Here is a 12,208-nt window from a genome sequence, read left to right on the forward strand (position 1 = left end):
AAAGAAAAATATTAATTTAGAGGAAGAAGGTTGCATCTTTGCGAATGATTTTATTATCTGGAGGTTCGGGTAAACGTCTATGGCCCTTATCCAATGTGAACCGCCCCAAGCAGTTTCTTTCTATTTTACGTCATGATGAACGTCCAGAAAGCATGTTGCAACGAATATGGAGGCAATTAGATGAGGCGAATTTGGCAGATGAGGCCTATTTTTCGACGAGTGGAACTCAGGCCGAGCTGATCCGGGGGCAAATTGGCGGAGGTGCTGTAGTCATTGAGGAGCCTACTCAGCGGGATACCTTCCCGGCCATTTCCCTGGCTACGGCCTACTTGCATGACGTTGCAGGCGCATCACGCGACGAGATCGTAGGGGTCATGCCTGTGGACGGGTATGCGGGGGATGAATTTTTTGAACATCTGCGCAGGCTTCCTTCAATATTAGAGCAATCAGGAAGCCATATCGCATTAATGGGGGCTGCGCCAACGGAGCCCTCTGATAAATACGGATATATTGTGCCTTCAGCCTCTTCTTCACTTGACCAGCCATATTATAGAGTTAGTTCATTTGTAGAAAAGCCGGATCTGATCCGTTCAGAAGCGTTGATCCGCGAAGGGGCCTTATGGAATTGCGGGGTGTTTGCTTTTAGACTGGGCTTTTTGTTGGATATTCTGGAGCAAATGGGTTTACCAGCCGACTACAATTCTCTTTCGACAAATTATGCAGACTTGCCTAAAACTAGCTTCGATATTGCAGTAGTAGAGCATACTCATAAGCTCTCAGTGCTTCCATACCATGGAGAGTGGAGAGACTTGGGCACATGGGATTCGTTGGTGCGGGAAGTAAGTTCGAAGCTAAGTGGCCCGGGATATATTTCAGAGGCTTCACATGACTCGCATATCATCAATGAACTGGAGATTCCGGTTAGCATCTGGAATGTCCCGGACATTATTGTCGTTGCTGGTCCAGATGGCGTGCTGGTTACGGACCGACAGTCGTCAACAGGAATTAAGGATATGGTGGCGGAAATTGAAATCGGCCCGCGTTTTGAGGAGCGCTTCTGGGGAAAGCAAACTGTATTATCCCATCAGCAGGCGGCAAGTGGATTGCAGACAGTGACCAAACGCGTGGTCATATCGAACGGAAGATTTATCAGCTATCATGAGCACCAGTACCGTAAAGAAGTATGGACCATAGTTTCTGGAACCGGAAGTGTCTCTATCAATGGTGTGACACAGATAGTCAGCCCAGGTGAGGTTATTGTCGTAGAACCCGGTACAAAGCATTTTATAGGGGCAGTAGAGGGAGATTTAGAATTCATTGAGTCACAAATCGGACATATCGTATCCGAAACAGATATTATCCGATATGAATTTCCTGATTCGATTGACGACCATACTCTATGAAGTGTATACAATATAGGGACTGATAGATATGAATGAGCGTTTATCAGAACGCAGTGAAGAGTAGGAGGAACTATTTTTTATTAGAGCTTAGATGACCTGTACATTCCTAAAAAAGGTATTCATGCATTATAGACATGAATACCTTTTTTGCATAAACAGTTCTTTGTGTTTGTAATAAAAGGAATAGAAAAGAGACTTATAAAATAATTTTCTTGGAAGTCAGCCACTCTTTTACGGCGTCCGTACTGAGGTCTCTTTTAGGTGTCCATTCTATTTTATCAACCAGTTTGCCGTTTCTGAATTCTGCAATGGTGGGGGTGTATTTAACGTTGTAATCCTCTTTGAATTTATTCCATTGGGACTTGTCCTTATGGATTTTGTGAACGTTCAAAAAAGTAATTTTAGAGCCTAGATTATACTGCTCAATCATCTTGTTAAAGTTAGGCTCAAACCGATTGCAGTCGCCACAACTCGGTCTGCCGACATAGACAAATACACTTTGATCCTGTTGAATCAAACGCTTAAAACCATCAACTGTAACCGCATTCAAGTGGTCATATATTTCCGGGTAATTGCTTTTGCTCGCTTGGATTTCTTTGTCTTTTTGTTGAACAACCTGCTCCAGGTCTTGAAATTTAGCTACAGCTGAAATAGCGATACCAATGATAAGTAATACAATGACACTTAACCCGGCGATATATCCTTTTTTCACAGAAATCCTCCTTTTTTTACAATCTTACACTTACAGTAAATGATATTTCCATTTTTAGCTGTAACACTTGTCTCATTATGTATAAAAAAAGAAGCTTTCCATTGTTGGGAAAGCTTCTTTAGTCTGATAGTTAAAACGTTAGACCACAACAGTCAACAAGTAATCCTCACGCTTCACTTCAGTTTCCATTGTGTTCAACACATCCAGGTATTGAGCGGAATTTGTTACGATAATTGGTGTAGCTGTAGTATAGCCTGCCGCCTTAATTTGCTCGATATCAAATTCAAGCAACAATTGTCCTTGCTTAACCATATCGCCTTCCTTGACGCGCTTGTCAAAGAATTGTCCTTTCAGCTTCACTGTATTCACACCCACGTGAATCAGAATTTCTGCTCCGTCATTGGAAGTAATACCGATTGCATGTCCGGTCGGGAATACTGTCGTAATCGTTCCATTGACAGGAGATGTCAGCACACCCTCTGTAGGATCAATGAGGATTCCTTTCCCCATAGCACCTGAAGCAAAAGCAACATCAGAAGATTGTTCCAAAGGCAATACTTTACCTTGCAGTGGGCTTACGAGAATTTCCTTCTCGATTGCCACTTCTTTCTTTACGGGTGCAGCTTCTGTTTTTGCAGTTTCTTCTTTTGGATCTTCAAAGCCCAAAATCATAACCAACACAACTGCGAGTACAAAGGCAACGAGCAAACCGATGACTACCCACAAGAATCCAGGTCCGAAATAAGTCGGCAACGCCAGTAGACCCGGTAATGCAAAGGATTGTGCGTGCGCTCCGCCAGAAGCGATAATCGCCCCGCCGATTGCCCCGGAAATACAAGCATAAATGAACGGTTTTTTCAATTTTAAAGTTATGCCATAAATTGTTGGTTCTGTAATCCCGAAAATAGCCGCCAGTGTAGAGGAACCTGCCAAAGCCTTCATCTGAGTGTTCCGGGATTTCAGGAATACCCCCAATGTTGCACCAGCCTGAGAAAGTACGGCTGCTGTAAGCATCGGAAGCATCGTGTCATAGCCCAATGTTGCAATATTCGACAGCATGACCGGAACGAAGCCCCAGTGTACGCCGAAAATAACAAATACTTGCCAAAATGCCCCGGCAACAGCCCCAGCGATCAATGGACTTAAGTTGTATACCCATGTAAAACCGTTTGCCAAGCCCTGACTGATCAGGTTACCTACTGGACCAAAGGCCAGAAATGTTAACGGAATAACGACCAAGAGCGAAAGCATCGGCACGATAATGTTTTTAACCGATTGATGGATAAAGGAATTGAACCAGCGCTCCACATAGGACTGAACCCAGACCGCAAGAATAATTGGAATGACACTGGAACTGTAATTAATCAGAATGATCGGAATACCTAGAAACGCCAATCTTTCTGGATTGCTTACCGCCGCTATAACTGCTGGATAGACCAGAGCTCCGGCGATTGCCACCGATACAAAGGTGTTTGTCTTAAATTTACGGGACGATGTAATAGCCAAAAACACAGGTAGAAAATAGAAAACACTGTCGGAAGCTGCACTTAGGATCAGGTACGTACCGCTTTTATCATTAATCCATTGAAAAGATAAAATTAACGCCAGTAGTCCTTTAAGCAAACCCGCCCCGGCAAGAGCACCGAGAATGGGAGAAAAAATGCTGGAAATGATATCGACCGCTTTGCCAAGAAAATTCGTTTTTTCGGAAGAATCTTCCTTTTTCGCATTTGGATTATCTGCATCCTGTAAATTTGTTTCTGCCATCATATGCTCAAACACTTGACCTACATTGTTGCCGATGACCACTTGAAACTGGCCGCTGTTTTCCACTACTGTAATGACACCAGGGGTTGCTTCCAGTGCGGCTTTGTCTGCTTTTGTACGATCATTTAATTTAAATCTCAAGCGTGTAGCGCAATGGAATACCGAATTGACATTCTCTTCGCCACCAACGAGGGTCACTATTTTTTTAGATAGTTCTTTATCACTCATATTCAGAACTCCTTATGGGTTATTCTTGCTACTGATAGGGTTTACTGTTTACATCTGTTGCTAAGATGCGCCGGCGTGCATCTTTTTAAACTCGTAAACAAGAAAAACCTAAACTCGTGGTGAAAACTACGCACTCTCCTATAGAGGAACGTCGATTTCACCATCAGTTTAGGTTTTGCCTGCCTTACCAGTCACAATCCATGAACGATGAGGGGTATGAAGTTGTTAGTCTTATATGTTATTACGCTCAGTTACCCGATGAATATGGATAGTTAGATATACGTATTCATCCTTGCTTAAATATTGATCGTATGTTTTTTCCAGATACTCATTGATCTTTTGGGCACAAGCAAAAGCTTCGGTATACGTCTGCTTCACCTGGTTGTACAAAAATTCTTCGCCACTGTGAATGACTTCTTTGCGAATCACTCGCATCGCAAAATATTGCAAATGTGTCAAAAATCTCGAATAGCTAAAAGAAGACTCATCCAGCACAATCCCGTAATGGTACGTAATAATGTTCAAGATATGTTGGACGATCTCAGTCATTTTCAGCGTAGATTTCATTTCGTTACCGTCGATTCGTGCATTCACCATATGCAATGCAATAAATCCCGCTTCATCTTCGCCCAATTTTACTCCGAGCGTATTTTCAATTTTTTGGAGAGCATCCAGTCCAACTGCAAATTCTTTTTTGTAAAAGCGTTTAATTTCATACAGCATCGCGTTTTGGAGTGCCAGTCCTTTTTCTTGCCGTTGTATGGCAAAATGAATATGGTCGGTCAACGTTAAATAAATATTATCGCTTAACTCCGTATCCAACACTTCCGTTGCATGCTTTACGATTTCATTCACGACCTCCAGATGAGATACAGGAATATCGTTCAGCAACTCGGTTAGTTTGGCCGTGAACTCGTTTTCATTTAACATGAAAATCTTATCTATTTTATCATCATCGACTTGATCACCAGCCACCTTTTTGAAGGAAATACCTCTTCCCATCACGATGACCTCTTTGCCTTTATCGTTTTTAGTCAATAGGACGTTGTTATTGAGCACCTTCTCAATAATCATTGAAGTTCCCCCTCCCATCCTTTACCAATAAAAAATGCCTAAGCACAATTCAATACTATTGTTAGCAATAGCACTCAATTGAACTCAGGCATTGCCCGCATCACCGGTCACAATCCTTCGATATAGTGCTATTGTAGCACAAAAAAAAGCGATTTCAACATATTTTATTCTGTTTCGACAAAAAATATTTCATATCAAGGCCCTTTTGCCTAATTTGCAAGTAAATCGTTACCTTATGTAGTCGTACGTTCAATGAGGCTGTACTCTAGCGAATGAAGCTTCATTTGGCGTCCAATCAGCTGAGGGGAAAGCATGAAAAAGGCATTTTGTGCTTGAGCCATGATAGGATTTTGAATCGTTGTAATCCCCAGCGTATGCGCCAGCTCCGTGTTATCGAATCCAACAATTGCCAGATCTTCCGGTACGTTCAGTTTTTGTCTGCGTGCTTCGCAGAGAATGCCCACTGCTACATAATCATTAGCACATAAAATAGCCTCTGGGAATTCGTCCCGATGCTGTAACAAATCCCGTACGACCTGTTCGCCATCACGGATATTATAAATAGAAGAGTGATTCCAGTGTTGCAACACTGGCAGATTGTGCTCACTCATGATCTGTTCGTAGGCTCGTTGTCTACTATGGGTATTGATGCTGCTCGGACGGCCAAAAGCATTGGCTATACGAGTATAGCCTTTTTGTATCAAATGTTTGAGCGCTAACATATATCCTTCATACTGATCCATAGCGACGGAGCGAATATCGGTATGCTCCATTCGTTGCCACGACACGATCGGGCCATATTTGCAATAGGTGCTCAAAAAATCAGTGTCATTCACGCAGGAAATGATGACCAGCGCATCGACTCTTTTTCTTTTTAAGTCCTCAAAAGCTTGAAGCTCTTTCTTTTTGTCTTCTCCCGAAGTATAAATAATGGTTTGAAATTCATATTGGCCCGCTACTTCCACAAAGCTGTCCAGAAAAGCGAGAACAATTTCATTAATAGTTGAAGTAATGATACCGATCTGAAGCGTCTGACCCTTGGATAGAGAAATGGCATTTCGATTAGGAACATAATCTAATTCCTGCATGATTTTCAAAATTTTAGCTCTTGTTTCGTGACTAACATGGGGGGACTGATTTAATACTCTGGATACCGTAGCTTTGGAAAAGCCCGCCAGTTTTGCAATTTGATCAAGATTCGACATGGTGCTTCTCCTCACATAAGAAAAAAATAAATTCTTGACATGAAACGCGTTACAACGATTAGGATGCTTATGAAGGCATTACGTTTATTTTAAAGTATCTGTCAATGCATTTCAAAGGAGAACGGTTATCGTTAGGTATTGATTCATATTTGCAGCACTTGATGGGATGACTTGACCAAAGTAAAAATCTTAAATACGGAAAGAGGTTTTATACTATGACGAAGACGCTAAAAGGGTTTCCGAAAAACTTCTTGTGGGGCGGGGCAACCGCAGCCAACCAATTGGAAGGCGCTTTTGACGTAGATGGAAAAGGATTGTCCAGCGCAGACATGGTTGCCTATGTACCCAAAGCAGAGCGCAAGAACGATCACGCTATAGAGATTTCGTCCGAACGACTCGAAGACATTTTGGCAGGCAAAGTCAATGCACGTTTTCCAAAGCGTGAAGGTGTAGACTTTTACCACCATTACAAAGAAGATATTGCATTGTTCGCTGAAATGGGCTTTAAAGTATTTCGTATGTCCATCCACTGGTCGCGGATTTTCCCGAATGGCTATGATGCCGAGCCGAATGAAGCAGGATTGCAATTCTACGACAATGTATTTGATGAGCTGCGCAAGTATAATATTGAGCCCTTGGTAACATTGTCGCATTATGAAACACCGCTAGGTCTGACTCAGAAGTATAATGGCTGGCTGGGACGTGAAGTCATACAGCATTACGTAAATTATGCCGAAACGGTGTTTACACGCTATAAGGATAAAGTAAAATACTGGCTGACCTTTAATGAAATCAATGTAATGACCATGAGCCCGTTCACCGGTGGCGGTGTGGTTATTGACCGTGTAGAAAACAAACAACAAGCGATATATCAAGCATTGCATCATCAATTTGTAGCTAGTGCACTGGCGACCAAACGGGGACATGAGATCATCCCGGGCGCTCAGATCGGCTGTATGCTGGCACGTATGGAAAGCTATCCACATACGTGTAACCCAGAGGATATACTGAAAGCCCAGCATGAAAATCAGATGAACCTGTTCTTTACGGATGTGCATGCCCGTGGGGAATATTCCAACTACATGAATCGTTATTTTGAAGAAAATAATGTTGTAATACACACAGAACCAGGCGATGCCGAAATATTGAAAAATAATACGGTTGATTTTATCTCATTCAGCTACTATATGACCTTGACCGTATCTGCAGGTCCAGAAGGTGAGAAAGCAGCAGGAAACCTGATTGGTGGCGTGAAAAATCCGTATCTGCAGTCCTCCGACTGGGGCTGGCAGATCGATCCGATCGGCCTGCGTGTTACGCTGAATACGTTTTATGACCGCTATAAAAAGCCGCTGTTCATCGTGGAAAATGGTTTGGGTGCGTATGATAAGGTGGAAGAAGACGGCTCTGTGCATGACACGTATCGCATTGATTACTTGCGTCAGCATATTGCCCAAATGAAGGAAGCGATTGCCGACGGTGTTGATCTGATTGGTTACACCAGCTGGGGCCCTATCGACCTTGTGAGCATGTCTACTTCCGAAATGTCCAAGCGCTACGGATTTATTTACGTCGATCTGGATGATGACGGTAACGGAACGCTCAAACGCTCCAAAAAGGACTCTTTTAACTGGTATAAAAATGTGATAGCAACCAATGGTGAAGAATTGTAATTTCATATCATCTCGGGCGGGTATAGCAGAGGACATCCTAAGGATGCAATCTGCTGTACCCGCTTTTTTGATAGACACAATAATAATATTTCAGAGGGCTTCACAAACTTTTCACTTGTAATAAGCTGAAAGTTTTCTGTATAATGAATAAAAATTTCATATGTCTGGTTGATGTTTGCGGGAGATGGAACGAAGGTTCCGACCGAAGGGGCAAAACTCTCAGGTGCTTAGGCTGATTACAGCAACAAGCGGGGACCGTAAACGGACAGAACTCTGGAGAGACCCTTAATTGGGCGCCGAAGGTGCACCGCAGAGAACATCTGCTTAAACTCTCAGGCAAAAGGACAGAGACGCGAATAACCTGTGACAGGGAATGCCCTAGGCTTTTTTATGAGCTATTAGAGGTAGAAACCTGCACAAGATGGTTGTATTTTTTCGTGCCTTTAACCTCTCCAGGAGTCGAATCAGCGGATTTGACTCTTTTTTGTTTTCTAATATGCTGGAGGAGCGGGTTGAAATGAATTTGGTACATGTGTTAGAAGCGATTAGTAGCTGGATATGGGGGGCGCCTCTCATCATTCTTGTCATGGGAACGGGGTTATGGCTGACCATACGTTTGAAGATGCTGCAGGTATTCCGCCTGCCCCTAGCGATCAAGCTGATCGGTAAAGCCCCGAATGAAGGCAGCGGGGATGTAAGTAGTTTTGCGGCTTTGAGTACAGCGTTGGCGGCTACAGTTGGCACAGGAAGTATTGTCGGCGTAGCAACAGCCATTAAGCTGGGCGGGCCGGGTGCCTTGTTCTGGATGGTCGTTGCCGCCTTTTTTGGGATGGCGACAAAATATGCGGAAGGTGTACTTGCGGTAAAATACCGGGTGAAAGATCGGAATGGACAATTTTCCGGCGGCCCGATGTATTATATTGAGAAAGGTCTTGGACGCCGTTTTAAACCGCTGGCGATGCTGTTTGCTTTTTCGGGCATGCTGGTAGCGTTGTTCGGGATTGGAACGTTTCCGCAGGTCAAAGCGATTGTATCTTCGACCGAGAACAGCTTTGGCGTTCCGCCTATTGTAACGGCACTGATTATTGCGATCCTTACAGGACTGGTTACCATTGGAGGACTCAAAAGCATTGCCAAGGTATCGACGAAGGTCGTTCCTTTTAAAACAGGCTTGTACGTACTGATCTGTCTCATCGTACTGATTCGGTTTGCTGACCAACTTCCTGCCGCAATCGCGCTGGTGCTTCATTCGGCATTTTCAACTACATCTGCAACGGGCGGATTTGCCGGAGCTACGATTATGCTGGCGATGCGAAGTGGGGTAGCCAGAGGTATTTTTGCCAATGAGGCCGGATTGGGGAGCGCACCGATTGCAGCCGCAGCTGCTAAAACCAAATGGCCTGCGGAGCAAGGGCTAATTTCCATGACAGGCGTGTTTATTGATACGATGGTTATTTGTGTGATGACCGGATTGACGCTGCTGGTTAGCGGTGTGTGGAGCGGGCCTACCGATGCGGGCCTGATGACTCAGCAAGCATTTTCCAGCGCATTCCCGCTGGGGGCAGAACTGCTCACAATTATTCTGATTATGTTCGCGTTCACCACCATGCTCGGCTGGAACTATTACGGGGAACGCTGTGTTGAATACTTGCTTGGGGTCAAGTGGATTAAGCCATACCGTTATCTGTTCATTCTACTCGTTGCCGGGGGCGCGTTCATTAAACTGGATGCGATTTGGCTGCTGGCAGATATCTTTAACGCAATGATGGCTTTCCCGAACCTGATTGCACTGCTCGGCTTATCAGGAATTGTAGTTGCAGAAACCCGAACCTATATGGATTCTCTGAATTCTAGTAAGAAAAAGGGCATTCTTGCAGGTGCCAGTGTAGGGGCAGCTATTCAAGTAGAAGAAAAGGGACACACGGTTAATTCATAAATTCCAAAAGGGAGTGCCCTCAGCCATCACAGGCTTGAGGACACTCCCTTTTGAATGTTATAACGATGCACGCAAAATAGCTAAAATATCTTCTTGATTTAGCTTTTTATAATTACCAAAGCCTCCGTATTCCATTTCACGGGCTGCAATGTTTGCGATTTTTTCCAATTGCTCATCATTAATATTGTAATCGGCCAGGGTGGAAGGGGCACCGAGACTTGTCCAGAATGCACTAAGACGGTCAATACCTTCCAAGGCGATTTCTCTATCTGTTTTACCTACGGTGTCTAAGTCAAACATGCTGAGCATCAGCCGCTTCATGCGTGCAGCATCCTGATCCACTGTATGTCTCATCCAGTTGGGAAACAGAATTGCCAGACCGCCAGCATGAGGAATATCATATACAGCGGATAATGCATGTTCAATCGTATGCGAAGCCCAATCCCCGAAGTAGCCCATTTGCAGTGTTCCGTTAAGAGCAATCGTTCCGGCATATAAAATCGTTTCACGATGCTCGTAGTTGTGCAAATCCTCCAGCAGTTTAGGTGCAGTTTCGATCACGGTTTGCAGCACGGAAAAGCACATACGATCTTGCAACGGTGTATTTTTAACATTGTGAAAATACTGTTCAAACACATGGCTCATCATATCCACCATGCCATATACCGTCTGATCACGTGGCACAGAGAAGGTGTTTTTGGGGTCCAGAATCGAAAATTTCGGATGCGTCACCGCGCTGCCCCATACGTATTTTTCGTTCGTTTCCCAGTTGGTGATGACAGAATCCGGATTCATTTCTGAACCGGTGGCGGCGAGTGTGAGGATGGTGCCGAATGGTAGAGCCTCGGTCGGCATGTGCTTTTTGTTGATAATATCCCACACATCGCCGTCATATTTAGCCCCTGCTGCGATGGCTTTGGTGCAATCAATAACGCTTCCGCCGCCTACTGCAAGTAAGAAGTCGATGTTTTCATTTCGGCAAATGTCGATGCCCTTCTTAACGGTGGACAAGCGCGGATTCGGCTCTACGCCGGACAATTCATGAATGTTAAGATGTAGCGGCTCTAACGCGTTTAATACCTGGTCATACAGACCATTTCGCTTGACACTTCCGCCTCCGTATATCAGTAAAATATTTTTGCCGTAATTCAGCAGCTCCTGCTGCAGTTCTTCAATTTGATTGTCTCCAAATATTAATTTGGTGGGGTTATAATATGTGAATTTGTTCATCTGGAAAGTTCCCCTCAGTTCATAGTTCATGTTCAAATCGTAAATCGCTTAACCTGATTGCCTGTTGGATACCTAACTTCATCATGTAAGCTATTTGAAATGACGATTAACCATTATACATGAAATGAATAAGGGAATTCAAGTAAATCTAATCTTTGACCGCTCCAGCGGCAAGATCGGAAATAAACTGGCGACTAATGAAAAGAAACAAAATAATAAGTGGCAGTACAGCCAGCAGGGTGCCCGCAATGACCATCGCATAATCCGTATTGTAAATCCCGTTCAATTGTGACAGTGCAATCTGGAGCGTGAATTTACGCTCATCCGTTAAGACGATTAGCGGCCATAAATAATCATTCCAGGCTCCTATAAAGGTAAAGGCGCCGAGAAAAGCGAACGCAGGACGTAGAATAGGCAGTGCTACATTCAAGTACAGTCGAAAAAAGCTGCATCCGTCCATCCGGCCCGCATCCAGCAGCTCCTTTGGGATGGATTCTTCCGCATATTGACGAATCCAGAAAATGCCGAAGGCATTTACCATCCCCGGGATGATAAGCGCTTTGAACGTACCTACCCATCCAAAGGAGGCCATCATGACAAAGGAGGGGACAAGCGAAAGTTGTGAAGGGACCATCATCGTAGCTAGCAGAACGATAAATAGCACTTTTTTGCCCGGAAAATCAAACTTGGCGAATGCAAAACCTGCCAGTGAATCGAAAAACAGAACTAATAGGGTAACCGAACCGGCTACAAAAAGGGTATTAAAAAAGGCTCCGGCAAAATTAATCTGTTGTAATACTCTCGTTATGTTATCCAAGAAGTGGCTGCCAAACCACAATTGCGGTGGAAAACGATAGATGTCTGAGGTTGTACGGGTTGCCATGACGATCAGCCAGTAAAATGGAAACATCGACAGGATGATTCCCACCAACAATCCGGCATATAAAACAAAGGATTTTGCGCGTGTCTGCATCATGTTG

The 12,208-nt window shown here is 44.0% G+C and carries 9 protein-coding genes and 2 riboswitches; of the genes, 3 read left to right on the forward strand and 6 right to left on the reverse strand.

Annotated elements, in window-relative coordinates:
* The first annotated feature begins 44 nt into the window (after positions 1-44).
* Complete coding sequence (locus MHB46_RS20680; protein WP_341163777.1) at positions 45-1,403, forward strand: sugar phosphate nucleotidyltransferase; 1,359 nt, start codon at positions 45-47, stop codon at positions 1,401-1,403.
* 196 nt (positions 1,404-1,599) lie between these two features.
* Here the strand turns inward: MHB46_RS20680 and MHB46_RS20685 are convergent, their stop codons facing one another.
* The 4 genes from MHB46_RS20685 to MHB46_RS20700 form a co-directional block, all read right to left on the reverse strand.
* The gene (locus MHB46_RS20685; RefSeq protein WP_341163268.1) at positions 1,600-2,115 is read right to left on the reverse strand and encodes a thioredoxin family protein; all 516 of its coding nucleotides are present in this window, start codon (positions 2,113-2,115) and stop codon (positions 1,600-1,602) included.
* A gap of 138 nt (positions 2,116-2,253) precedes the next feature.
* A complete protein-coding gene (locus MHB46_RS20690; RefSeq protein WP_341163269.1) occupies positions 2,254-4,110 on the reverse strand; it encodes a beta-glucoside-specific PTS transporter subunit IIABC in 1,857 nt (618 codons plus the stop codon).
* A gap of 231 nt (positions 4,111-4,341) precedes the next feature.
* Complete coding sequence (gene licT, locus MHB46_RS20695) at positions 4,342-5,184, reverse strand: BglG family transcription antiterminator LicT (protein WP_341163270.1); 843 nt, start codon at positions 5,182-5,184, stop codon at positions 4,342-4,344.
* 233 nt (positions 5,185-5,417) lie between these two features.
* Positions 5,418-6,389 carry a LacI family DNA-binding transcriptional regulator gene (locus MHB46_RS20700; RefSeq protein WP_341163271.1) on the reverse strand — a complete coding sequence of 324 codons (972 nt, stop codon included), beginning with the start codon at positions 6,387-6,389 and terminating at the stop codon, positions 5,418-5,420.
* Between the two features lie 215 nt (positions 6,390-6,604).
* Here MHB46_RS20700 and MHB46_RS20705 point away from each other — a divergent pair, with 215 nt between their 5' ends.
* Together MHB46_RS20705 and MHB46_RS20710 are read left to right on the forward strand one after the other, a co-directional pair.
* Positions 6,605-8,062, forward strand: a complete 1,458-nt coding sequence (locus MHB46_RS20705; protein ID WP_341163272.1) for a glycoside hydrolase family 1 protein — start codon at positions 6,605-6,607, stop codon at positions 8,060-8,062.
* A gap of 168 nt (positions 8,063-8,230) precedes the next feature.
* Positions 8,231-8,307, forward strand: a riboswitch (glycine riboswitch).
* Between the two features lie 18 nt (positions 8,308-8,325).
* Positions 8,326-8,420: riboswitch (glycine riboswitch) on the forward strand.
* Positions 8,421-8,579: 159 nt separating this feature from the next.
* Positions 8,580-9,998 carry an alanine/glycine:cation symporter family protein gene (locus tag MHB46_RS20710; protein WP_341163273.1) on the forward strand — a complete coding sequence of 473 codons (1,419 nt, stop codon included), beginning with the start codon at positions 8,580-8,582 and terminating at the stop codon, positions 9,996-9,998.
* A 57-nt stretch (positions 9,999-10,055) separates the two neighbouring features.
* Here MHB46_RS20710 and MHB46_RS20715 read toward each other — a convergent pair whose 3' ends face one another.
* Together MHB46_RS20715 and MHB46_RS20720 are read right to left on the reverse strand one after the other, a co-directional pair.
* Positions 10,056-11,228, reverse strand: coding sequence for an iron-containing alcohol dehydrogenase (locus MHB46_RS20715; protein WP_341163274.1), 1,173 nt, complete (start codon positions 11,226-11,228; stop codon positions 10,056-10,058).
* Between the two features lie 148 nt (positions 11,229-11,376).
* The gene (locus MHB46_RS20720; protein WP_023989996.1) at positions 11,377-12,204 is read right to left on the reverse strand and encodes a carbohydrate ABC transporter permease; all 828 of its coding nucleotides are present in this window, start codon (positions 12,202-12,204) and stop codon (positions 11,377-11,379) included.
* Positions 12,205-12,208 lie beyond the last annotated feature (4 nt).

This window comes from Paenibacillus sp. FSL H7-0703, from assembly GCF_038003485.1.
Lineage (GTDB): Bacteria > Bacillota > Bacilli > Paenibacillales > Paenibacillaceae > Paenibacillus > Paenibacillus polymyxa_B.

Coding starts and splice junctions, on each gene's coding strand:
- MHB46_RS20710 (WP_341163273.1), top strand. CDS start 8,580: ATGAATTTGGTACATGTGTTAGAAGCGATTAGTAGCTGGATATGGGGG.
- MHB46_RS20715 (WP_341163274.1), bottom strand. CDS start 11,228: ATGAACAAATTCACATATTATAACCCCACCAAATTAATATTTGGAGAC.
- MHB46_RS20700 (WP_341163271.1), bottom strand. CDS start 6,389: ATGTCGAATCTTGATCAAATTGCAAAACTGGCGGGCTTTTCCAAAGCT.
- MHB46_RS20705 (WP_341163272.1), top strand. CDS start 6,605: ATGACGAAGACGCTAAAAGGGTTTCCGAAAAACTTCTTGTGGGGCGGG.
- licT (WP_341163270.1), bottom strand. CDS start 5,184: ATGATTATTGAGAAGGTGCTCAATAACAACGTCCTATTGACTAAAAAC.
- MHB46_RS20680 (WP_341163777.1), top strand. CDS start 45: ATGATTTTATTATCTGGAGGTTCGGGTAAACGTCTATGGCCCTTATCC.
- MHB46_RS20720 (WP_023989996.1), bottom strand. CDS start 12,204: ATGATGCAGACACGCGCAAAATCCTTTGTTTTATATGCCGGATTGTTG.
- MHB46_RS20690 (WP_341163269.1), bottom strand. CDS start 4,110: ATGAGTGATAAAGAACTATCTAAAAAAATAGTGACCCTCGTTGGTGGC.